The sequence below is a fragment of the Pelomonas sp. V22 genome (genome assembly GCF_030014915.1).
Lineage (GTDB): Bacteria > Pseudomonadota > Gammaproteobacteria > Burkholderiales > Burkholderiaceae_C > JAUASW01.
Window position 1 is genome coordinate 572661 of record NZ_JAGIXS010000002.1, and the last position, 22604, is coordinate 595264.

A 22604-nucleotide genomic window follows, 5' to 3' on the forward strand; every position below is an offset into this window, starting at 1 on the left:
CGCCGCGCGATAGGAGCACAGACGTTGACAAGCAAGGGCAAGATTCTGGTGGTGGACGACGACCGGCTGGTGCTGGCCACGCTGGTCCATGGCCTCTCGCAAGCCGGCTACCAGGTGATCGATGCCGACAACGGCGACGACGCCATTCTGCTGGCCCGCGAGCACAAGCCCGAGCTGGCTTTGCTGGACATCCGCATGGAAGGAATGTCGGGCTTCGACGTGGCCGAGTACCTGCGCCAGTCCCTGCAGACGCCCTTCATGTTCCTGTCGGCCTTTGCCGACGAGGCCACGCTGGCCCAGGTCAAGCAGCTCGGCGCCGTCGCCTACCTGGTCAAGCCGCTGGACATCCACCAGATCGTGCCCGCCGTCGAGGCGGCCTTTGCCAACATCAAGCAGGGCTCGGTGTCGCCGCCATCGGCCACCTGCCCCGCCCATGACGCAGCCCTTGTGGCCATGGCCCAGGGCGTGCTGATGCACCGCTACTCGCTGTCGCGTCAGGAATCGCTGGCCCAGCTGCAGGCCCTGGCCGATGGCGAGAAGCGGGCGTTGGCCGATCAGGCCCAGCGCCTGGTCGAAGCCGTGGAGCTCCTGGCGGCTAGTCGGCCAGCGTGAAGTAGAAGCGCGCACCGCGCCCCACTTCGGACTCGGCCCAGATCTCACCGCCATGGCGGCGCACGATGCGCCGCACCGACGCCAGGCCCACGCCTGTGCCCTGGAAATCGCTGGCGCTGTGCAGGCGCTGGAACACGCCGAACAGGCGGTCGGCAAAGCGCATGTCGAAGCCGGCGCCGTTGTCGGCCACGACGAACACGCGCTGGCCCTGGTCGACCAGCGACTCAAAGCGGATCTCGGCCCGCTCGCACTTGCCGCTGTACTTCCAGGCGTTGCCGAGCAGGTTCTCGAGCACCATGCGGAGCAGCGTCGGGTCGCCATGGGTGGCGAGTTCGGGCGCGATCAGCAGCTCCACCTCGCGCTCCGGCGCGCCGCGGCGCAGGTCTTCGCAGACGAAGGCCGCGAGTTGCGAAAGATTGACCGGCTGGCGCGACAGCGGCTGGTGGGACAGCGCGCTCAGGGACAGCAGCGAGTCGATCATGCTGTTCATGCGGGCGGCGGCGCCCATCACGCGGTCCAGGTGGTCGGTGCCGATGCGGTCCAGCACGCGGCCGTAGTCTTCCTTCAAGATGCGGCTGAAGCCCTCGACCACGCGCAGCGGCGCGCGCAGGTCGTGCGAAACGGTGTAGCTGAAGGCCTCGTGGTCGGCCCGCGCCGCTTCGGCCGCCTGCAGCGCCGCCTGGCCCACCTCGGTGCCGGCCGGCAGCGGCCACAGGCTCAGGAGCCGGAGCCCGGGACTCAGCGGACGCCAGCCAAACATCCAGTCGCCCGCCTGGCCTTCGCTCGCCTGCAGGCCCTCGCGCAGCGCCGCATCGAGGCCGCGCTGGGCCTCGCTCCAGGCACTGCCGCGCAAGGCGGCTTCACGTTGGCCCAGCCATTCAGCGGCGGCCGGGTTGAGGTCAATCAGCTTGGGGGATTCGTTGGTCTCGATCAGCAGGGCCGGGCCCGGCAGGGCACGCAGCCAGTCGAGCCGGCTCGGCTGGGCGGCCGGCAGTTGCCGAGCCGTGCCAAGGTAGCCGCTGAAGCGCCCGCTGGCATCGAGGCAGACCTGGGCGCGCAGGAGCCAGCGGCCCGAGAACTGCGCGGCCGCACTGCCGTCGATCTGGCCGGCCACCTCCAGCTCGGTGAAGGGCGCCTGCTCGTCCAGGCGCTGGCGCAGGCTGGCGGCGCCCGCCCTGGCTTCGTCGTGGCCGGGAAGCTCGAAGCGTTCCCACAGCGCCTGCGTGGCGGCCGCGCCTATCCATGAAGAGGCCGGTGCGCCCAGCGGCGCCTGCCAGCGCACCAGGTGGTGCTGGGCGTCGGTTTGCCATTGCCAGTCGGGTTGCAGGTGCACAAGGGCCTGGGCATGGACCCGCGCCTCGCGCAGCGCCTCGCCATAGCGCTGACGGGTCAGGCGCACGCCCACATGCCAGCCCACGGCCGTCATCAGCACGACCAGCACGCTGCTGAGCAAGAGCGTCAGCAAGACCTGACCCTGATGCGGCTCGGCCAGCACCAGCCACAGGAGCGCAGCCACCACAGCCAGCGACAGCAGCAGGCCAACGGCCCACCACGGAGGGCGGCGCAGGGCGGCGCTGGCATCGCTGAGGCTGTTCATCGCGGGCATTGTAGGAGCGCCCACCCGGCTCAACGCCCCGGGGACCCTGCCGATAACCCGAGGAGCAACCAGCCCCGCTAGACTGGCACCACACCCGCAAGGAAACCCAGCCTTACCCATGACCGCGCCCGACCCGCAGCAGCCTCCGGCGCCCACCGCTCCCGAGAGTTCCGACGCCCTGCCACAGCTGCCCGCCAGCCTGGGCCTGGCCGATCTGCAACTGCTGGCCGACCAGTTGCCGCTCGGACTGCTGCTGATCGACACCACCCAGGCCCGCCTGCTGCACCTGAACCGCGAGGCCGAGCGCCTGCTGGGCCTGCGCAAGCCGCAGGCCCTGGGACGCACCGTGGCCCAGTTGCTCGAGCCCTCGCTGGCCGCCCTGTGCCAGCCGGCCCGCTGGCTGGCCCTGGCCCATGGCCGGCGCAGCGCCCGCGAAGAGCTGAGCCTCAGCACGCCGGCCGGCAGCCGCAGCCTGCAGCTGCAGCGCAGCGTGCTGGCCTGGAGCGGCCTGCGCAAGCCGGTGGGCATGCTGACCCTGGCCGACCTTGGCCCCAAGCGCCAGCTGGAGCGTGCGCTGCGCGAGAGCGACACGCGCTTCCGCGAGGTCACCGACGCGGTGCGCGAATGCCTGTTCGTCACCACGCCGGAATGGGACCGTCTGCACTTCGCCTCGCCGCTGCTGCTCGACACGCTGGGCCTCAACAGCCTGGACCTGCGCCAGGGCCCGCAGCTGATACGCGAGCGCATCCACCCGGACGACCGCGCGCTCTACGACCGCCGCCTGCTGGCCCAGGCCCAGGGCGAGCCCAGCGACCTGGTGCTGCGCGTCCAGCATCCGGCCAAGGGCCTGCGCTGGGTGCGGCTGCGCACGCGGCTGCAGGCCCATGGCCAGGGCGAGTCCATGGTCTACGCCATCCTCGCCGATGTGACCGAGGAGCATGAGCGCCACCGCGAGCTGCAACGCGCCCGCGATGCCGCCGAAGCCGCCAGCCGCACCAAGAGCGCCTTCATGGCCACGATGAGCCACGAGCTGCGCACGCCCATGAACGGCATGCTCGGCATGACCGAGCTGCTGCTCGGAACGCGGCTCGATGGCCTGCAGCGCCACTACGCCGAGACCGCCTACCGCAGCGCCGAAGGCCTCAACAAGCTGCTGGACAACGTGCTGGATTTCGCCCGCGCCTCGGCCGGCCAACTGGCCCTGGACAACGAGGAGTACGAGCTGACCGCCCTCGCCGAGCGGCTGCACGCCGCGCACCTGCCTCAGGCCGAGGCCAAGGGCCTGCAGCTGGAGCTGCGCCTGAGCGCCCTGCTGCCCGAGCGCGTGGAGGGCGATGTCGAGCGCCTGCGGCAGGTGCTGCAGGCCCTGCTGGACAACGCCATCAAGTTCACCCACCAGGGCCGCGTGGTGCTGGCCATCAGCCTGCTGGGCGGCACGGTCCAGCGCCTGCTGTTCGAGGTGCTGGACAGCGGCGACGGCATCCATCCCGAGGCCCTGCCCCGGCTGTTCAAGGCCTTCACGCCGGGCGATTCCAGCCTGTCACGCCCGCATGGCGGTGCCGGCATGGGCCTCGCCACCGCGCGCCAGCTCGTGGACCTGATGGGCGGAGAGATCGGTGCCGACAGCCAGCCCGGCCAGGGCTCGCGCTTCTTCTTCAGCCTGCCACTGCAGCCTGCCGACAGCGAGGCAGACGTGACGGAACACACGACCCGGCCCGGCCTGCTGGGGGATGCCCCGGCGCATGCCATCCTGGTGGTCGAGGACAATGCGGTCAACCAGGAGGTGTTGCGCGAAATGCTGCTGCAGCTCGGCTACCGGGTCGAGGTGCGCGCCGATGCGCTGCTCGGCCTGCAGGCCCTGTGTGAAGAGCGTTACGACCTGGTGCTGATGGACATCCACATGCCCGGCATGGATGGCATGGAGGCCTTGAGCTGGTTCCGCAAGGGGCCGAACGAGCGCTTTGCCTTCCGCACGCCGCCGGGCACGCCGGTGGTGGCGGTGACCGCCAACGCGCTCGATGGGGATGAACGCCGGCTCTTGCAACATGGGTTCGACGACTACCTGTCCAAGCCGCTGCGCCGCAACCAGTTGCTGGACATGCTGAAACGCCGCCTGCCGGCGGTCCCGGGAGATCCACCAGTACCACCTGCCATGGCGACAGCACCCACCCCACCGAACGAGGCCGGCACGGCCGTGCAGCTCGACGCCCTGGCCCTGGCCCGGCTGCGCGAGCTCGACCCCAGCGGCAACAACCAGTTGCTCAAGCGCGTGGTCCAGGCCTACGTCAAATCGCTGGAGCGCCTGCTGCCCGAACTGGCCCAGGCGCGCGCGGCGGGCCTTGATCTAGGGGGCATCCGCCATGTGGCCCATACGCTGAAAAGTTCGTCTGCCAGCCTCGGCGCGCTGGCGCTGGCCCAGCGCTGTGCTGAAATAGAGGCGCTGGCCCGTGCGGGCCAGACCGAGGGCCTCGAAGGCCAGCTGGACGCCATGCTTGCCGAGATCGAGGGCGTGCGTTCGGCCTTGGATCAACTGCTGACGACTGCTTCATGACTGCACTGGGCTCCCAGCTCGACAACGACCTGCCCGAGCAGCCACGCGTGCTGCTGGTCGACGATGACGAGGTCAATCTGCTGCTGACGGCGATTGCCTTGCGCGAGCGCGGCTTCGACATCACCGAGGCGAGCGGCGGCGAGCAGGCGCTGCGCATGATGGCCGAGTGGTGCCCCGACGTGATCGTGCTCGATGCGCTGATGCCCGAGCTCGACGGCTTCGAAACCTGCGTGCGCCTGCGCGAGCTGCCCGGCTTCGAATCGATTCCCGTGCTGATGCTGACCGGCCTCGACGACGAGGCCTCGATCAACCGCGCCTACCAGGTCGGCGCCACCGACTTCTTCGTCAAGTCCAACCAGTGGAGCCTCTTGGCCGGGCGCCTGCGCTACTTGCTGCGCAGCTCGCGCACCCGCATCGAGCTGGAGCGCAGCAAGGCACGGCTAGCCCGCGCGCAAGACCTGGCCCGCATGGGCAGCTTCGAATGGCACCGTGATTCCGGCGGCTTCATGCCGGCGGCCGAGGCGCTGCGCGTGTTCGGCAAGGGGCCGACAGAGTCGCTGGATTTCATAGGCGCGATGCGCATGGTGCCGGCCGACGAGCGCACCCAGTTCCTGCGCCTCTTGCGCGACGTGCTGGCCCACAACTCGGTGCTGGTGACCGACCTGCCCGTCACCTTGCTGGACGGCCGCCAGCGCGTCATCCACATCGAGGCCGAGCCCGAGTTCAACGAGCACGGCAATTCCAGCGGCTACACCGGCGTGCTGCAGGACGTGACCGACCGCCGCCTCGCTGAAGACAAGATCCGCCAGCTCGCCAACTTCGATGCCCTCACCGGCCTGCCCAACCGCCACCAGCTGATCTGGCGTGCCGAGCGCGCCATCGACCAGGCCCGCCGCAGCGGCCATGAGGTGGGCCTGCTGCTGATCGACCTGGACCGCTTCAAGATCATCAACGACACCCTCGGCCATGCGGCCGGCGACGAACTGCTGATGGAAGTGGGCCGGCGCCTGCGCCGCTGCGTGCGCCATTCCGACCAGGTCATGGAAGGCATGCTGGAGGCCGTGGGCTCACGCTCACACCGCTCGCTGGAGGCCGTGGGTCGCCTGGGTGGCGACGAGTTCGTGGCCCTGCTGCCCGAGATCATCGACGAGCGCGATGCCGAGCGCGTGGCCGACCGTGTGCTCGAAGCCATGCGCGAGCCCTTCTTCATCGCCGGCCAGGAGTGCTTTGTCACGGCCAGCGTGGGCATCGCCATCTATCCGCGCGACGGCATGAGCATGGCCGACCTGCTGCGCAATTCCGACGTGGCCATGTACGCGGTCAAGAACCAGGGCCGCAATGCCTCGGCGCTCTACACGCCGCAGTTGGCCGGCCGTGGCCGCGAGAAGCTGGAGCTGGAGTCGGCCCTGCACAAGGCCATCGAGCGCGACGAGATCGTGCTGCACTACCAGCCCAAGGTCGACGTGCGCTCGGCCCGCATGGTCGGCGCCGAGGCGCTGATGCGCTGGAGGCGCGGCGACAAGCTGGTGCCGCCGGGCGAGTTCATCCCGCTGGCCGAAGAAAGCGGCCTGATCGTGCCGCTCTCGGAATGGGCGCTGCGCGAGGCGGCCCGCCAGGCCAAGGTCTGGCAGCTGAACTTCGGCTTTGCCGACTCCATCGCCGTCAACCTGCCGAACCGTTTGTTCGAGCGCTCCGACCTGGTGGAGCACATCCACCAATGCGTCAGCAGCTACGGCGTGCCGCACCGCGCCATCCAGCTCGAGATCACCGAGACGGGCCTGATGAAGGACCTGCAGAACGTGATCCCGGCGTTGCACCGGCTGAACGAGGTCGGCGTTGAAATCTCGATCGACGACTTCGGCACCGGCTACTCCTCGCTGGCCTACCTGACCACGCTGCCGATCTCCGAAGTGAAGATCGACCGCAGCTTCGTGCGCGACCTCGGCATCACGCCGCAGAGCTCGGCGGTGGTCACGGCCATCATTGCGCTGGCCCGCTCACTCGGCCTGCGCGTGATCGCCGAAGGCGTCGAGACGCTGCGCCAGATGGAAGTGCTGCACCGCCTGGGCTGCTCGCTGATGCAGGGTTTCCTGTTCAGCAAGCCGCTGCCGCCGGAGGAGCTGGAGCTGTGGCTGGCCAACACGGTGCTGCCCCGCAAGGCGCCCTGGATCGGCCAGGCCAGCCTGGAAGGTACGGCCTCCGACCCCGTCAATGATCTGGCTCGCCCGGCGGGCCAGCGCTAGGACCCGCGCATGAAACAAGCCCCGGCTCAGATTGCCAAGGCCGCCTTGCGCCAGCTGGCGCTGGACAAACTGGAACCCACGCCCGAGAACTACGCCCGCGCCTATGCGGCCGAATCCGGTGAAGCCGGCGCAGCCGCCGAGGCCCTGCCCGAGAAGGCCGAGCGGCTGATCGCGCGCCTGCTGACCCAGGGCGTGCAGGAGACCCAGGCGCGGCTCGAGATCGGCACCGCCACCCGCGAAGGCCGTTGGGACGATGCGCTGCGCCGCCTGGAGAAACTCGCGCAGAGCGAGAACCCCGGTGCGCAGGCCGAGTCGCTGGCCATCCTGCTGGAGCGCCTGGTGCGCGGCCTGGAGCGCGGCGGCAAGTCCTGGACCGTGGCGCGCAAGAAAGACGGCCTGCAGCGCGTGCTGGAGAGCAACCGCAGCGATTTCCAGCGCCTGCTCGCACGCTTGCGCCAGCTGGTCTCCAGCTGGGACAGCGATGCCAACGGCGGCTCGGTCGACACGGCCGGCGACGACAGCGAGGGCGGCACTCCCAGCCAGTTCTTCACCGAAGACGAGATGCAGCAGGACACGGCGCTGGCCACCGCCAGCGGTGGCCTGGAGACGCTGCTGCCGGCCGGCTCCCCCGGCCGCTGGCCCGATGTGGCCGGCAGCCTGCATGGCACGGTCCAGCATGCGCTGCGTGCCGAGGATGAACGCGCCCAGCTCTTGATGTCCGAGCTGGACCGCGCCCATGCCCGGCTGCAGGGCCGCGCCGTGGACGAGGCGGAGGCGCAGGCCATCGAATCGCTGTGCCAGCGCGCCCGCCTGATGCTGGACCACCGCGCCCATCTGTTCGGCGAACTCGGTGGCCTGGTGCGCGAGCTCACCGCCAGCCTGGCCGAGCTGGCCGAGGATGATTCCTGGGCGCAAGGCCAGTGCGAGGCCATGAACAACCAGCTGGCGCTGGGCTTGTCGGCGCGCGGCGTGCGCTCGGTGGGCGAGCTGCTCACAGGCACGCGCGAGCGCCAGAAGACGATACGCGAGGAGCGCAGCAAGGCCCGCGATTCGCTGAAGACCCTGATCCACAAGATGCTGGCCGAGCTCGGCGAACTGGGCCAGCACACCGACCGCTTCCAGGACAGCGTGGGCCGCTATGCCGAGGTCATCGAGAAGGCCGATTCACTGGAAAGCCTGACCGGCGTGGTGCGCGAGATGGTCGAGGAGAGCCGCACGGTCCAGGCCCTGGTCAAGCAGACGCAGGGCCGCTTGAGCGACGAACACTCGCGGGCCACCGAGCTGAGCAAGAAGGTCGATGCGCTGGAAGACGAGCTGCGCCGGCTTTCGGCCGAGGTGCAGACCGACCAGCTCACCAAGATCGCCAACCGCCGCGGCCTGATCGCCACCTTCACCACCGAGCAGGCCAAGTTCGAACGCGAGGGCACGCAGCTCTCGCTGGCTCTGCTCGACATCGACAACTTCAAGAAGCTGAACGACACGCTGGGCCACGCCGCTGGCGACCAGGCCCTGGTCTCGCTCGCAGCCCGCTGCACCGAGTTGCTCCGCCCCGGCGACCTGGTGGCGCGCTACGGCGGCGAGGAGTTCGTGCTGCTGCTGCCACGCACCCCCATCGACGAGGCAGTGCAGGTGCTCACGCGGCTGCAGCGTTCACTGTCAGCTAGCCTCTTCATGCACGAGGGCCAGCAGGTCTTCGTCACCTTCTCGGCCGGCGTCACCTTGTACCGCCAGGGCGAGACGCTGGAGTCGGCGCTGGACCGCGCCGACGAGGCGCTCTACCAGGCCAAGCACACGGGCAAGAACCGCGCCTGCGTGGCCGAGTAGCCAGCCCTCCCCTCCAGCGCTGCTCAGGCGCAGGCCATGCTCCCGATCAGAACGTCTCCCAATCGCCGTCGGCGGCCGACGCGGCAGCGGGCGCAGCCGCAGCAGCCGCGGGCCTGAGCAGCGGTGCCGGCTTGGCTGCAGTCGGGCTTGCCACCTTGGTCGTCGCCGCAGTCGCCGTCACCGGCTTGGCCATAGGCTTGCTCACCGGCTTGGCCGGGCTGGCGTCCGCCGGCTTGCTGATGCCTGAGGCAGCCGGCTTGCGTACCACGGCAGCTTGAGCGGGCGCCCGGAAGGCGGGACTGCGCGCACCGTGCCCCTGATCGCTGACCTTGAAGGCCGACACCGTCTGTGACAGCTTGTCGGTCTGCTGGCGCATGCTCTCGGCCGCGGCCGCCGTCTGCTCAACCAGCGCGGCATTCTGCTGCGTGGCCTGGTCGAGCTGGCTGACCGCCACATTGATCTGGGTGACGCCCTCGGCCTGCTCGCGGCTCGAGACCATGATCTCGCCGACCAGGTCGGTGACCTTGCGCACCTCGTTGACCAGTTGCTCTATGGTCTCGCGCGCGCCATGCACCAGGCTGCTACCGCTCTCGACCTTGGCCACGCTGTCGCCGATCAGGGTCTTGATCTCCTTGGCCGCCTCGGCGCTGCGCTGGGCCAGCGAACGCACCTCGCTCGCCACCACCGCAAAGCCACGCCCCTGCTCACCGGCACGCGCGGCTTCCACCGCCGCATTCAGGGCGAGGATATTGGTCTGGAAGGCGATGCCGTCGATCACGCCGATGATGTCGCTGATCTTGCGGCTGGAGGCCGAGATCTCGTCCATCGTGGTCACCACTTTGCCCACGGCCTGGCCGCTGGACTGGGCCACCTCGGAGGCATGGTTGGCCAGTTGGTCGGCCTGACGGGCGTTGTCGGCATTGCCCTTGATCTGGGCCGTCATCTGCTCGACCGAGGCCGCCGTCTCTTCGAGGTTGGAGGCCTGGCTCTCGGTGCGCGCCGACAGGTCGCCATTGCCCTGCGCAATCTCGGCAGCCGCCAGGTTGATCTGGCTGCTGCCATCACGCACCTCGGTCACCATGCGCGAGAGGTTGACCGTCATCTCGTCCAGCGTGCTGATCAGCTGACCCAGCTCGTCACGGCTGCTGCTGTGCAGACGCTGCGATAGGTCGCCGCCAGCCACGGTGCGCACCGCCTCGATGGCGCGAGCCACCGGACCGGTGATGGAGCCGGTGATCATCCAGGCCGCCGCAATGCCGAGGGCCAGAGCTCCCAGCGAGACGAGGGCGAAGGTCCAGAGCACGCGCTTGTAGGAGGCTTGCGCGGCCTCGGTGGTGGCGGCGGCCAGCTTCTCGTTGTATTCCCACCATTTGCTGATGGATTCACGAAGCGGGCTGAAGGCTGCACGGCCGGGGCCGAAGGTCAGCGTCCGCGCTTGCGTGGCTTGGCTGGGATCGGAGGCGCCTTGGTCGGCCGCCTGAATCACCTTGGCCTGGACGGCGAAATAGGCGCTGCCCTGTTCACCCACCTTGAGCATGAAGCCCTTGTCCTCGGAGTCCGCCACCAGCGGCTCGTAGTCCTTCAGCAGCTTGGACAGGTCCGTCTTGGTCTTGGCCAGTCGCTCTGCCAGCGACTTGCGCTCGGCCATATCGTCTGTCAGCAGGTACTGGCCTTCGAGTCGGCGAGCGTCCGAAACCGTCTGCTCGATGCGGTAGATCACCTTCAGCGAAGGCAGCACGTTCTCAGGATAGAACTCGGCATAGGCATTGATCGCGCCAGCCTGTCTCGCGCCGACGCCCGCCATGACCAGCAAGAGCAGCAGCACCAGGCCGAATGCCAGGGCCAGCCGCGTCCCAACGCGCAGGTTCTTGATCGTGTCCATGAATGACCTTCTTTCTCTTTTGAGACTCAAGACTCCGTTACCGACTGTAGGGACGGCCCCGGCGACCGGCAAGCGCTTTACAACGGGTGTATTGACTTTGCTCGGGTCACTCGCGTGGGGATGCCTTCAGAACTTGAACGCGAGGCGCAGCCCGCCCCAATGCCGGCCCTGCACCTCGATGGGCGCGCTGGCCTCCTTCAGCAGCACGAACTTGCCGCCGCCCATGTCGCGGCGGTAGGTTTGCAGCAGAAAGGGCTTCTCGTTGCGGGCCGAGGCGAGGCCGGTGCGGTCGTTGAAGACGCGGCGGTAGCGGCTGTTGGCCGTGTTCCAGACCACGTCGCCAGCGCGTTGCGGCTGGCAGTACTGGCGGTTGTGCGTGGCGACATAGCCGTTGCGGTCCACTGCGATGCAGAACACCACCTTGTCGCTGAGTTGCAGCATGCGCTCCTGCACGGCCGGAAAGAGCTGGTCGGCCAGCTCCACGAAGGCGGTCAGCACCTGTGCCGGGTTGCTGCCCGGGATGGGCCGGTAGTTGCTGTCGAACAGCTGGTCGCTGCGGATGCGGCCGCTGGCCAGCGCCTGCTCCAGCAGTGCCGAGATCTCGGCCGCCGCCTCCTGGGCCGCGCGGATGAAGGGCGAGTCCTCGACCTCGACGCCGCTTTGCGCGATCTGCTCGATCAGGGTTTCGGAGACGCTCAGGAATCGGTCGCTGCAGGCGAAGGCCAGATCCAGGTCGACCATCACGCGGCGCGCGGCCGTACCGGCGCTTTCTATGCGAGCGGCCAGGGCCTGCATCGTGGCCTGACTGGCCTGGGCCGACTGGTCGATGGCCGCCACGTCCTGCTCCATCTCAGCAAAGGCCGCATGGATGCCACCGCGCTGCTGGGCCGCCGCGCCCTCGCTGCGCAGCTCGCGGCTGAAGGCCTCGATGCGCGAGTCCAGCGTCGTGACCGTGCTCATGATGGCCTTGGCCGAGGATTCGACCTGGGCCGCCAGGTCCTTCACCGCGTCGGCCACCACGCCGAAGCCGCGTCCGGCCTCACCAGCCCGCTTGGCCTCGACCGAGGCATTGAAGGCCACGAGGCGCGTCTGCAAGGCGATCTTGGTGATCTGGCTGGCGGCGTCCTCGACCTGCTTGAGGTTCTGCACGATGCCGCCGACCTCGCCGTCGATGCGAGCCAGCGCCCCGCGCGAGCGCTCGACGGCCTCGCGGGTCTGCTGCGTCGACTGGGTGATGGCCGCCTGCGAACGCTGCACCTGGCCGAGCTCACCGGCCAGGGCCGCCATGGTCTCGCCCTGCGATTGCACGGCCTTCTTGGTGTCTTCGAGCACGCCGCGCACCTCGGCGGCATCGCGGCCGACGGTGGAGACCGTCCGAGACAGCGTCTTGATGGTGTCGAGCGGATTGGAGCCGGCCGGCTCGTGCCGACCGGGCGCCGGCGCTGCGCTGCTGCGCTTGCTGAACATCGATGTCCCCCACACGGCTCTTGGCGACCGCGGCCGGGGCAGATTACCAGTCGCGCAACTTCACTCGCAAGCGGGCGATTGCCTGGCTGTGTAGCTGGCAGACACGCGATTCGGTCACCTTCAGCACGGCGGCGATCTCTTTCAGGTTCATGTCATGTTCGTAGTACATGGACATGACATAGCCCTCGCGCTCGGGCAGGTTCTTGATCGCCACCACCAGGGCCTCGCGCATGCGGTGGTCCTGCAGCATGGCCATGGGGTTGGCAGCGGCATCGGCGACATGGCGGTCGAGGTAGTCGTCATCGCCGTCATCGCCCGACATGTCTTCCAGGTAGACCAGCTGGGTGCCGCGCACCTTGCCGAGCAACTCCTGGTACTCGGCGAGGCTCAAGCCCATCTCGGCGGCGATTTCGCTCTCATGCGGGGCGCGGCCGAGGCGCTGCTCAACCTTGTGCACCGCCGTCTCGATGGAACGCTGCTGGCGGCGCGTGCCGCGGCTCATCCAGTCGCCGCCGCGAAGTTCGTCCAGCATGGCGCCGCGGATGCGCTGGGTGGCGAAGGTCTCGAATTGCACGCCCTGGGCGGTGTCGAAGCGCGACAGCGCATCGGTCAGGCCGATCAGGCCGACCTGGATCAAATCGTCGAGCTCGACGTTGGCAGGCAGCTTGGCAATCATCTGGTGGGCCAGGCGGCGCACCAGCGGGCTGTACTGCTTGAGCATCGCAGAGGTCTCGAGCCGACCTTTGGCGGTGTACATCCTTGTCTCCTGCGATTTCACAGCGCAGCCAGCGTGGCCGCTTGCTGCGATTGTCGGGCAACGGGGCGCAGGGGCGCGGCGTCTGCCGAGGCCTCAAGCATCGCTCCGGGCGGCGCCGCGATCAAGAGCTCGCGGGCCAGAAATCGCATTTCCGAGGACATTGGCACACTGGCCGGCTGCTTGGGGTCCAGGCAGGCCCAGTCGCGCAGCACGGCGCCGAGGAAGCCATCGGCGCAGGAGCTGATTTGCTGGGCAATGCGCTCCGAGAGGCGCAGCCGGGGCGGGCTGGCCAGCAGCAGGCTGTAAACCATCAGGCCGGCGCGCTGGGCCAGCCATTTCATGCCGCTGTAGGCATGGGTGACGCTGCGCGGGTCGGTGTCGGCCAGCAGCACAGGGCGCAGCTCGCGGGTGGCGACCACGCGGGCCAGCTCAGCCGCGCTGGCGTGCACCAGCACCACGTCGGCATGCGGGCAGGCCGCCGCCACCGCCTCGAGGAACTGGGCCGCCGAGCCCTGGGCGTTGATGTAGCGCATCGGCAGGCCGCGCGCCGCCAGGTAGGAGACCTGGGCTGACAGCGGCTCCACGCAGGCAGCGAGGTCGATGGCCGCCAGCTCATTGGCCTGTGGCGAAAGCTCGCCGGCATCGACCACCAGCGTATGCAGGCCCAGTTCAGCGAAGGCCGCGCACAGGCCTTCCAGCAAGGCGCCGGAGCCGACCACATGGGGATTGGACAAGACCGGTACGAAGCGCATGCGCGAGCTGGCGAACAGGCGGCGCAGGCCGTCGGCCTGGTCCAGCGGTGCGGGGCTGAGGGCTTGCTGGCGATCGCGCATCATGGTGTCTTGCTTCAGAAGCTGCCCATCGGCTGGGCATGGACATTCGGATTCGCAGCAGCGGACAGCGCGGGTCCACCGGCGAAGATCAGGTTGACGTCGGAGGCGTCCATGCGCCAGGCCGGCGTGGCCACGCTGCGCAAGGCACGCTGCACCAAGGCCGGGCTGGAGAGGCGGTGCCAGTCTTCCGGCACGCGCTGGCCATTCGTGACGGCGACCACCTTGAGCTTGTGGCGGATCATGGTGTCCAGCGCCGGCGCGAGGCGCACAGCCTCGTCGATCTTGGACAGCAGCACGCCATAGGCATCGGCACCGCGCCAGGCCGTGACCACGTCGTCGATGGTCTCGCCCTGCTGGGCCGCATTGACGACCAGCAGCTTGCGGATGCTGCGGTGGGTCAGCATGTCCAGCAGCTCGGCCGTGCGGCTGTCGCGCTGGGCCATGCCGGCGGTGTCGATCAGCACCATCTTCTTGCTGGCGAGCAGCTCGAGCAGGTCTTCCAACGAAGCGCGGTCATGGGCCGTGTGGACCGGCACGCCGAGGATGCGGCCATAGGCGCGCAGTTGCTCATGGGCGCCGACGCGGTAGGCGTCCAGCGTGATCAGGCCAAGGTTGACCGCGCCGAAGCGCGTGGCAAAGGCGGCGGCGATCTTGGCCGTGGTCGTGGTCTTGCCCACGCCGGTGGAGCCGATCAGGGCAAACACACCGCCCTGCTCTTCCAGCGGCGGCGCGGCTTCGTCGGTCACCAGGTTGCGCGACAGCACATTGGCGGCCCAGGCGGTTTCATCCGGGCCGTGGTGGTCGGCCGGCAGGCCCTCGACCAGCTTGCGCACCAGGGCCGGCGAGAAGCCGACTTCCAAGAGCTTCTGCGTCAGCTGGGCTTGGGCCGGCTGGCGCTGGAGCTTCTCCATGAAGGCCAGGGCGCCAAAGCGCTCCTCGATCAGGCCCTTCATCGAGCGCAGCTCGTTCATCATGTCCTGCTGCTCGCGGCGGCCACGGCCGGCATCGCGCTCGGCCAGTGTGGGCACGGAGGGCATGTCGATGCGGATCTCGTCGCGCAGCACCGGCGGCGTGATGCGGCGCGGTGCAGGCTCGGGTGCGGGCGCCGGTGTCTGGCGCGGCTGCATGGCCCGCAGCGCGGCCTCGGCGCGCTGGCGGCGGGCGGCCTGCAGCGAGGTCACGTCGTCGGGCAATTCAGGCGCGGCGGGGCGGGTTGGCGGGGCCTGCAGCAGCGGGTCGGGCTGGCCGGAGAGTTCGGCCTGGCGGCGCTTGAGCATGCGCTCGCGCACATAGTCCTGGAAAGACAGCGTGCTCATCGCCAGCGTCTGCACGTCTTCACCGACTTCAGCCGCGCTCGCGGCAAAGCTCGGCTCGGTGCGGCCGCGCAAGCTGGAACGTGCGGGCGCCAGATCCGCCGGGCGGGCCTGCACGCGGCTCGGGGAGCGCGGCTCGGCGCGCGGCGCGCTGGCTGCCGCCTTCTCGATCTGGGCCATGCCCTCGGGTGCCATCGCCAGCACCTCGACGCCGGCGGCGCAAGGCTTGTTGGACAGTACGACGGCCTCGTCACCAAAGGCCTGGCGGACCAGGGCGAGTGCCTCGCGGGAGGTGCGGGCGGTGAAGCGCTTCACATTCATGCTGTGCCTCCGATGATGGAGCCGATCCGGATCGTGTGTGTTTCAGGAATTTCGCTGTGGCCCAGCACCTTCAGGCGCGGCGCGGCGCGGCGCAGCAGCCGGGCCATGGGCGCGCGAATCAGGTCGGGCACCAGCAGGCAGGCGGGCACGCCGCGCTCTTCCTGGCTGGACATGGTCTCGGCGGCGCTGCGCGCCAGCGTGTCGGCCACGCCGGGGTCCAGGGCCGCGCCATGCGGGGAGTTCAGGGCTTGCGTGACCAGACGCTCGAGCTCGGGCTCCAGCGCGATCACGTCCAGCTCCTTCACGGGGCCATAGATCTGCTGGACGATGGCCGGCGAGATGTGGACGCGGATGCGCCGGGCCAGCTCGATCGGGTCGGTGGTGAGGGCGGCGTTCTCGGCGATGGCCTCGACGATGGAGCGCATGTCGCGGATGTGCACGCCCTCCTCCAGCAATTGCTGGAGCACTCGTTGCAATGTGGCGATGCCGACCATCTTGGGAATCACGTCTTCGATCAACTGGGGGGCTTGCTTGGTCAGATGCTCAACCAGTTGCTGGGTCTCGGTGCGGCCCAGCAGCTTGGCCGCGTGCACTTGCATCAAGTGTGAAAGATGGGTGGCAATCACGGTCGAACAATCAACGACCGTAAATCCGGCCATTTGGGCAGACTCTTTCTGGCGTTCGTCGATCCAGACGGCGGGCAGGCCGAAGGCGGGATCCGTGGTCTGCGTGCCCAGCAGCTTCTGTGTCGCATGGCCCGGGTTGATCGCCAGCCACATGCCGGGGAAGGCCTCGGCCTCGCCGACCACGGCACCGCGCAGCGAGAGCCGGTACTGGCTGGGCCGCAGCTCCAGGTTGTCGCGGATGTGGACCGAGGGCGGCAGGAAGCCGACCTCCTGCGCGAACTTGCGGCGCACGCCCTTGATGCGCGAAAGCAGATCGCCCTCGCGGGTCTTGTCCACCAGCTGGATCAGGCGGTAGCCCACCTCCAGCCCGAGCACGTCGACCGGTACCAGGTCGTCCCAGCTGGCCTCGCCGCCCGGTTCAGCGGCCGCAGCCACGGTACTCGTGCGTGCCGCTTCGGCCGCCACGGCCTCGGCCTCCTGCTGCTTGCCACGCAGCCACCAGGCCAGGTAGCCAATGCCCGCCGAGATCAGCAGGAAGACCACATGCGGCATGCCCGGGATCAGGCCCAGCGCGCCGATCACGCCCGAGGTGATGGCCATGGCCTTGCTGGAGCCGAAGACCTGCTTGCCGATCTGGCTGCCGATGTCCTTGTCCTTGCCGACGCGCGACACCACCATGGCGGCCGAGACCGAGATCAGCAGCGCCGGCACCTGGGCCACCAGGGCGTCACCAACGGCCAGCAGGATGTAGCTGTCGGCGGCCTGACCGGCCGAGAGGCCATGCTGGGCCACGCCGATGATGAAGCCGCCGACGATGTTGATCACCAGGATCAGGATGCCGGCCACGGCGTCGCCGCGCACGAACTTGCTGGCACCGTCCATGGAGCCGAAGAAGTCGGCTTCGTCTCCGAGCTCGGCGCGGCGGCGCTTGGCTTCCTTCTCGTCGATCAGGCCGGCGTTCAGGTCGGCGTCCACCGCCATCTGCTTGCCGGGCATCGCATCCAGGGTGAAACGGGCGCCCACTTCAGCAATACGCTCCGCACCCTTGGTGACCACGATGAAGTTGATCACCACCAGGATGGCGAAGACGATCAGACCGACGGCGAAGTTGCCGCCGATCAGGAAGTGCCCGAAGGACTCGATGACCTTGCCGGCCGCCCCGGTGCCGGTGTGGCCCTGCAGCAGCACCACGCGGGTCGAGGCCACGTTGAGCGACAGCCGCATCAGCGTGGTGAGCAGCAGCACGGTCGGGAAGGCCGCGAAGTCCAGCGGCCGGATCATGTGCGAGGCCACCATCATCACCATGACGGCCATGGCGATGTTGAAGGTGAACAGCAGGTCCAGGGCAAACGGCGGCAGCGGCAACACCATCATTGCCAGCACCAGCATCACGGCCAGCGGTGCGCCCAGCGCCTGGAGCACGCCAGCACGCGGGCCAAAGACGGCTTGCAGGCGTTGCATCAGCGGGTTCATTGCTCATCCTCCCCGGCTTGCGGCGGCTGCGGCTTGTTGTGTGGATCGAGCTCCGGCGGTACCGGCGGCTGCGGCTGCACCGGCATCTGGCCCCGGCCGGCCAGGGCGGCGCGCAGCTGGTAGACATAGGCCAGCACTTGCGCCACGGCGGCGAACAGGGCGGCCGGGATCTCGCGGTCCACCTCGGCATGGGCATAGAGGGCACGGGCCAGCACCGGCGACTGCAGCACCGGCACCTTGGCGTCCTTGGCCAGGTCGCGGATCTTCATGGCCAGCAGGTCGGCGCCCTTGGCCACGACGAAGGGCGCGCCCATCTTGCGCTCGTCGTACTTCAAGGCCACGGCATAGTGGGTCGGGTTCATCACCACCAGGTCGGCCGTGGGCACGGCGGCCAGCATGCGGCGCTTGGCCATTTCGCGCATGCGGGCGCGCACCTTGGCCTTGATCTCGAGGTTGCCTTCCACCTCTTTCATTTCCTGCTTGGCCTCTTCGCGCGACATCTTCAGGCGCTTGAGGTACAGGTGGCGCTGCAGCGGCACGTCGATCACGGCGAACAGCGCGAGCGCCAGGCCCAGCATGGCCAGGCCCGACATCAGCTGCTGGCCGGCATAAGCCAGCGCGGCGGGCAGCGGCACCGACATGATGCCGACGAAGGCCGCCATGCGGTTCTTCAGCACCAGGGCACCGACGCTGGCCAGCACCAGGGCCAGCAGCACGGCCTTCAGCGCCTGGCCAAGGCCCTGCCACTGGAACAGCCGGGCAAAACCGGTCAGCGGATTGAGGTTGGAGAACTTGGGCTGCAGCGGCTTGAAGGTCATGTTCCAGCCGCCCGAGGCGATGTTGCTCGCCACGGCCACCAGGGTCATCAAGAGGCCCATGGGCAGCACGAACATCATCAGCCGGCCGGTCATCTCCGACAGCCGCTCGCCCATGCTGGCCGGGCTGGCGAGCAACTGGGCGTCGAAGCGCAGGCCATCGCGCAGCAGTTGCTGCGTCCAGTCGTTCAGCATCGGCGCCGTGGCCGAGAGCATGGCGCCGGCCGCCAGCAGCATGGCGAAATGCGGCAGATCGCGGGAACGCGGCAGCTGGCCTTCGGCCCGAGATCTCTCGATCTTCTTGGCTGAGGCGGGTAAGTTGCGGTCCTGTGCGTCTTGGTCGGCCATGGCGGGAAGGGGGCGTGGAACGCCGTCCCGTCATTGTTGGACGCGAGGGGTCAGAACTTAAGCCGGATAAAGCGGGCAAACAGGCCTGTCATTCGAGCCTGTATCAAGGCAAAGGGCTGCGGCCTCACGGCAGCAGCCCCTTCTTGGCACCTGACGGCTTCTTAGAAGCCCAGGCTGGCCAGCAGGTCGTCGACCTCGCCCTGATTGGTCACCACATCGGTCCGGCCTTCCGGATTGACCACCGGGCCTTGCAGGATGTTGGGGTCGACCTTCTCGCGCTGGTCCGGCGGCACCACCTGCACCAGCAGCTTCACCAGGCTGTCTTCCAGGTCGTTGGCCAGGGTCACGACCTTGGCCACCACCTGGCCGGTCAGGTCGTGGAAGTCCTGGGCCATCATGATGTCGGTCAGGTGCTGGTCGATATGGCCGGTGGACGCCTCGACCTGCTTGACGAAGTTGAACACCGCGCCGGTGGCCACGGCCTTGACCGGGTCGGCCATGATGGCCTTGGCCATTTCTTCGGTGGCAACCGTGATGCGCGCGTGCTCGGCCTTGGCCTGGTCGACCGAATTCAGCACCTTGTTGGCTGCATCGGCGGTCTTGGTGGCGATGTAGGTCAGGCGGCTGCGGGCGTCGGGCAAGCCGTCGGTGGCGGTTTGCAGCTTGGGCATCACGCCCAGTTGCTGCATGGTGTCGTGCAGCACCCGGGTGATGGTGCCCAGTTGCTGGAACACCTCGGGTGACACCATCAGCGAGTCGGCACCGCTGCCGAGTTTTTCGAGTTGCTCTGCGGGTTGCATGGTGGCCTCGTCTTTCTCAAGCCGCGGCGGCCAGCTTCTGCATGATCTTCTGGACCTTCTCCTCAAGCGTCGCCTTGGTGAAAGGCTTGACGATGTAGCCGGCGGCGCCACTCTGGGCGGCCAGCACGATGTCTTCCTTGCGGGCTTCGGCCGTGACCATCAGCACCGGCAGGTGCTTCAGGTTGGCATCTTCTTTGATGGCCTTGAGCAGCTCGAAGCCGGTCATGTTGGGCATGTTGATGTCGCTGACGACGAAGTCGAACTTCGATTGCTTGAGCATGTTCAGCGCTTCGACGCCGTCTTCGGCTTCTTCGCAGTTGTTGTAACCGATCTCCTTCAGCAGGCCTCGCACGATGCGGCGCATGGTGGAGAAGTCGTCAACGACCAAGAATCTCATTTCAGTGCTCATGGCATTCCTCGCAATGGATAGCGGCTTTATCGGGGCTTGGGCGCCGAACTTGTCGAAACATTTTCACTCGCTTGCCCGGGCGCCGGGGCACTTTCCTCGTCGATATCGGGAAGATTTTTCAAAACCGCGTCTTCTGCATCACGGTTCATCACGATGATACTGATGCGCCGATTGGACGGGCTCTTGGGGTCCTGGCTGTCCAGCAGCTTGCTGGAGGCGAGGCCCTGCACCCGCAGCATGCGTTCCTCGCTCAGACCGCCGGCCACCATTTCGCGGCGCGAGGCATTGGCCCGGTCGGCCGAGAGCTCCCAGTTGCTGTAGCCCTTTTCGCCGCCCGGGAAAGGCGTGGCGTCGGTATGGCCCTCGATGGTCAGGCGGTTGGGCACCTCGGTCAGCACATTGCCCAGCTCGCGCAGCAGGTCGCGCATATAGGGCTTCACCACGGCGCTGCCGCTGTCAAACATCGGCCGGTTGTTCTCGTCGACGATCTGGATGCGCAGGCCATCCTTGGTCATGTCGAGGCGAATCTGGCCGCCAAGGTTGGCCAGGCGGGCGTTTTCCTTGAGGATCTCCTCGACCTTGCCCTTGAGCTCCTGCAGCCGGGTGCGCTCGGCCCGGCGCTGCTCTTCCTTGAGGGCGCGCAGGTTGAACGAGGACTTGCGCGACTCGACATCGCCTTCCTTGACCTGACCGGATTGGCGGGTGAGGTCCTTGCCGCCACCCTTGATCACGTGCGAGGCGTCGCCCGAGCCCGAGCCGCCGGCCATGGCCACCTTGAGCGGCGACTGAAAGTAGTCGGCAATGCCCTTCTTGTCGCCCTCGGTGGTGGAGCCCAGCAGCCACATCAGCAGGAAGAAGGCCATCATGGCGGTCACGAAGTCGGCATAGGCGATCTTCCAGGCGCCGCCATGGGCGGCATGGCCGCCCTTCTTCACCCGCTTGATGATGATGGGTTGGAGCTTTTTCGCGTCGCCGGCCATGGCTTGTCTTTTTACTTCTTTTTAACGTGAGCCTCGAGCTCAGCGAAGGTCGGTCGCTCGGTGGAGTACAAGACCTTGCGGCCGAACTCGATGGCGACCTGCGGCGCGTAGCCCTGCATCGAAGCCAAGAGCGTGGTCTTGATGCACTGCAGTTCCTTGCCGTCCTCGTCGACCTTGCTCTCAAGCAGGCCGGCCAGTGGCTCGGCAAAAGCATAGGCCAGCAGAATGCCGAGGAAGGTGCCGACCAGGGCGGAACCAATCATGCCGCCCAGCACGGCCGGGGGCTGGCCCACCGAGCCCATGGTGTTCACCACACCGAGCACGGCGGCCACGATGCCGAAAGCCGGCAGACCGCCTGCCAGACGCTGCAGCGCCTGCACGGCCAGGAAGGCCTCATGGTGGTGGGTGTCGATCTCGTTGTCCATCAGGGACTCGATCTCGTGGGCGTTCAGGTTGCCCGAGACCATCATGCGCAGGTAGTCGGTGATGAACTCGGCAACGTGGTGGTCGTTGCCCACCACCGGGTATTTCTGGAACAGCGGCGAGCTGTGCGGATCCTCGACGTCCTTTTCGATGGACATCAGGCCCTCCTTGCGGGCCTTTTGCAGGATGTCGTAAAGCAGGGCCAGCAGCTCCATGTAGCGGGCCTTGCTGTACTTGCCGCCCTTGAAGCAGGTGCCGAGGCCCTTCATCGTGGCCTTCATCACCTTGGGCGGATTGGTGGCCAGCATGCCGCCGATGGCCGCGCCGAAGATGGTGGTCATCTCGAACGGCAGGGCATGCAGGACGACGCTGATATTGCCTCCGTGGGCGATGAACACCCCGAAGATGCAGGCCATGGCCACCAGCCAACCGATGATTACGAACATGTGTGATTCAACCTGAACTGGAGCTTCAGACACGCCGCAGCCCCGAAGGGCTGCGCCGGCTTAGCGATCATTTCGGCGCAATGCTGCATGACTTGAGTATCGGCAGCTGCGCCACGGCGCCATCCTCTCATCATTGCGTTGTTTTGGGTCCAACTAGATGCGATAGACCCACAGTGCTCGCCCACCCTGCAGCTCGAGCCTGGCCTCAGGCTTGCGGCCGGCCACCTCGAAATCCAGGCTGACCAGCCAGCTGCCGGGCGCCAGGTCGGTGCGCGCCTTGTCCCAGGCTTGCACCATTGATTCGGGCCGCTGGAACAGGTAGACGAGCCGGTAGGGCCGCCAGTCCAGCGCCCACATATCGCCCTGGTGCACCCGCGCCCAGCGGCAGCGCAGGCGGGCGACGGCCGCCAGCAGATGGCTCCATTCGATGCCCTCCAGCTGGGCCTGCGGGTAGGCGCGGCGCAAGGCCTTGAGGCCGGCGCCCAGGCCACAGCCGGCATCGAGCACGCGCTCGCCTGGGGCAAGTCTTGCCTGCTGGCTCAGTTCATCGAGGGCGCCCAGCGGCGTGGGGAACAGCGGCGCATCGCGCCAGCTTCGCTGCGGATAGGTCAGCAACAGGAGCAGCAAGGGCAGCAACCAGGCCCAGGCCGGCAGCAACGCCTGGGCCGAAGCCAGCAGCGATAGCGGAAAGCCGGCCGCGATGATCAGCCGGCGCCAGCGCCGCGCATGCGGCCAGGCCAGCGCGAGGCCCAGCACACTGGCCGCCGCCAGGGCGATCAGCGCTCCCTGGGGCAGCAAAGCCCGGTACAAAAACCAGCAGGCCGCCCAGCTTGCGAGGGCGGCCAGCGGCCAGATCAGGGTGGAGAACAAGCTTCAGCGCATCC

The 22604-nt window shown here is 68.0% G+C and carries 17 protein-coding genes; 4 read left to right on the top strand and 13 right to left on the bottom strand.

The features are described 5' to 3' along the window. Positions 1–24 precede the first annotated feature (24 nt). Positions 25–612, top strand: a complete 588-nt coding sequence (locus J7U46_RS12010; protein ID WP_282826052.1) for a response regulator — start codon at positions 25–27, stop codon at positions 610–612. Here J7U46_RS12010 and J7U46_RS12015 read toward each other — a convergent pair. Then, a complete protein-coding gene (locus tag J7U46_RS12015; protein ID WP_282826054.1) occupies positions 596–2209 on the bottom strand; it encodes an ATP-binding protein in 1614 nt (537 codons plus the stop codon). The two genes, J7U46_RS12010 and J7U46_RS12015, sit on opposite strands and share 17 nt — an antisense overlap. A 118-nt stretch (positions 2210–2327) precedes the next feature. On the opposite strand from J7U46_RS12015, the gene J7U46_RS12020 reads away from it, so the two are divergent. The 3 genes from J7U46_RS12020 to J7U46_RS12030 are packed head-to-tail and all read left to right on the top strand — an operon-like array spanning position 2328 to position 8827. Next, positions 2328–4760 (top strand): PAS domain-containing hybrid sensor histidine kinase/response regulator, encoded by a 2433-nt coding sequence (locus J7U46_RS12020; protein WP_282826056.1) that lies wholly within the window; start codon positions 2328–2330, stop codon positions 4758–4760. Further along, positions 4757–7003 carry an EAL domain-containing protein gene (locus tag J7U46_RS12025; RefSeq protein WP_282826058.1) on the top strand — a complete coding sequence of 749 codons (2247 nt, stop codon included), beginning with the start codon at positions 4757–4759 and terminating at the stop codon, positions 7001–7003. Before J7U46_RS12020 ends, J7U46_RS12025 begins: the two co-directional genes overlap by 4 nt. A 9-nt stretch (positions 7004–7012) precedes the next feature. Further along, positions 7013–8827, top strand: coding sequence for a GGDEF domain-containing protein (locus J7U46_RS12030; RefSeq protein ID WP_282826060.1), 1815 nt, complete (start codon positions 7013–7015; stop codon positions 8825–8827). A 46-nt stretch (positions 8828–8873) separates the two neighbouring features. On the opposite strand, the gene J7U46_RS12035 is transcribed toward J7U46_RS12030, so the two are convergent. From J7U46_RS12035 to J7U46_RS12090, 12 genes are all read right to left on the bottom strand, one after another. Beyond that, entirely contained in the window at positions 8874–10709 is a 1836-nt protein-coding gene (locus J7U46_RS12035; RefSeq protein ID WP_282826063.1) for a methyl-accepting chemotaxis protein, read from the bottom strand. Positions 10710–10835: 126 nt separating this feature from the next. Further along, positions 10836–12176 (bottom strand): methyl-accepting chemotaxis protein, encoded by a 1341-nt coding sequence (locus J7U46_RS12040; RefSeq protein WP_282826066.1) that lies wholly within the window; start codon positions 12174–12176, stop codon positions 10836–10838. Between the two features lie 43 nt (positions 12177–12219). After that, positions 12220–12933, bottom strand: a complete 714-nt coding sequence (locus tag J7U46_RS12045) for an RNA polymerase sigma factor FliA (RefSeq protein ID WP_282826068.1) — start codon at positions 12931–12933, stop codon at positions 12220–12222. Between the two features lie 17 nt (positions 12934–12950). Further along, on the bottom strand, positions 12951–13769 hold the full coding sequence (locus J7U46_RS12050; RefSeq protein ID WP_282826070.1) for a flagellar biosynthesis protein: 819 nt from the start codon (positions 13767–13769) through the stop codon (positions 12951–12953). Positions 13770–13780: 11 nt separating this feature from the next. Further along, the gene (flhF, locus tag J7U46_RS12055; protein WP_282826072.1) at positions 13781–15400 is read right to left on the bottom strand and encodes a flagellar biosynthesis protein FlhF; all 1620 of its coding nucleotides are present in this window, start codon (positions 15398–15400) and stop codon (positions 13781–13783) included. After that, complete coding sequence (gene flhA / locus J7U46_RS12060; protein ID WP_282826074.1) at positions 15397–17499, bottom strand: flagellar biosynthesis protein FlhA; 2103 nt, start codon at positions 17497–17499, stop codon at positions 15397–15399. Before flhA ends, flhF begins: the two co-directional genes overlap by 4 nt. After that, a complete protein-coding gene (flhB, locus tag J7U46_RS12065; protein WP_282826076.1) occupies positions 17496–18662 on the bottom strand; it encodes a flagellar biosynthesis protein FlhB in 1167 nt (388 codons plus the stop codon). The genes flhA and flhB overlap by 4 nt, the downstream gene beginning before the upstream one ends. Before the next feature lie 161 nt (positions 18663–18823). Beyond that, positions 18824–19462, bottom strand: a complete 639-nt coding sequence (locus J7U46_RS12070; protein ID WP_282826078.1) for a protein phosphatase CheZ — start codon at positions 19460–19462, stop codon at positions 18824–18826. A gap of 16 nt (positions 19463–19478) precedes the next feature. Then, positions 19479–19871, bottom strand: coding sequence for a chemotaxis response regulator CheY (cheY, locus tag J7U46_RS12075; RefSeq protein ID WP_282826079.1), 393 nt, complete (start codon positions 19869–19871; stop codon positions 19479–19481). Positions 19872–19897: 26 nt separating this feature from the next. Next, entirely contained in the window at positions 19898–20851 is a 954-nt protein-coding gene (motB, locus tag J7U46_RS12080; RefSeq protein ID WP_282826090.1) for a flagellar motor protein MotB, read from the bottom strand. Between the two features lie 11 nt (positions 20852–20862). Beyond that, a complete protein-coding gene (gene motA / locus J7U46_RS12085; protein ID WP_282826092.1) occupies positions 20863–21720 on the bottom strand; it encodes a flagellar motor stator protein MotA in 858 nt (285 codons plus the stop codon). A gap of 153 nt (positions 21721–21873) precedes the next feature. Then, entirely contained in the window at positions 21874–22590 is a 717-nt protein-coding gene (locus J7U46_RS12090) for a class I SAM-dependent methyltransferase (protein WP_282826094.1), read from the bottom strand. Positions 22591–22604 lie beyond the last annotated feature (14 nt).

Excerpts from the sequence above, each read along its gene's own strand:
- J7U46_RS12015 (WP_282826054.1), bottom strand. The coding sequence starts at position 2,209 with ATGAACAGCCTCAGCGATGCCAGCGCCGCCCTGCGCCGCCCTCCGTGG.
- J7U46_RS12020 (WP_282826056.1), top strand. The coding sequence starts at position 2,328 with ATGACCGCGCCCGACCCGCAGCAGCCTCCGGCGCCCACCGCTCCCGAG.
- J7U46_RS12025 (WP_282826058.1), top strand. The coding sequence starts at position 4,757 with ATGACTGCACTGGGCTCCCAGCTCGACAACGACCTGCCCGAGCAGCCA.
- J7U46_RS12030 (WP_282826060.1), top strand. The coding sequence starts at position 7,013 with ATGAAACAAGCCCCGGCTCAGATTGCCAAGGCCGCCTTGCGCCAGCTG.
- J7U46_RS12035 (WP_282826063.1), bottom strand. The coding sequence starts at position 10,709 with ATGGACACGATCAAGAACCTGCGCGTTGGGACGCGGCTGGCCCTGGCA.
- J7U46_RS12040 (WP_282826066.1), bottom strand. The coding sequence starts at position 12,176 with ATGTTCAGCAAGCGCAGCAGCGCAGCGCCGGCGCCCGGTCGGCACGAG.
- J7U46_RS12045 (WP_282826068.1), bottom strand. The coding sequence starts at position 12,933 with ATGTACACCGCCAAAGGTCGGCTCGAGACCTCTGCGATGCTCAAGCAG.
- J7U46_RS12050 (WP_282826070.1), bottom strand. The coding sequence starts at position 13,769 with ATGATGCGCGATCGCCAGCAAGCCCTCAGCCCCGCACCGCTGGACCAG.
- flhF (WP_282826072.1), bottom strand. The coding sequence starts at position 15,400 with ATGAATGTGAAGCGCTTCACCGCCCGCACCTCCCGCGAGGCACTCGCC.
- flhA (WP_282826074.1), bottom strand. The coding sequence starts at position 17,499 with ATGAACCCGCTGATGCAACGCCTGCAAGCCGTCTTTGGCCCGCGTGCT.
- flhB (WP_282826076.1), bottom strand. The coding sequence starts at position 18,662 with ATGGCCGACCAAGACGCACAGGACCGCAACTTACCCGCCTCAGCCAAG.
- J7U46_RS12070 (WP_282826078.1), bottom strand. The coding sequence starts at position 19,462 with ATGCAACCCGCAGAGCAACTCGAAAAACTCGGCAGCGGTGCCGACTCG.
- cheY (WP_282826079.1), bottom strand. The coding sequence starts at position 19,871 with ATGAGCACTGAAATGAGATTCTTGGTCGTTGACGACTTCTCCACCATG.
- motB (WP_282826090.1), bottom strand. The coding sequence starts at position 20,851 with ATGGCCGGCGACGCGAAAAAGCTCCAACCCATCATCATCAAGCGGGTG.
- motA (WP_282826092.1), bottom strand. The coding sequence starts at position 21,720 with ATGTTCGTAATCATCGGTTGGCTGGTGGCCATGGCCTGCATCTTCGGG.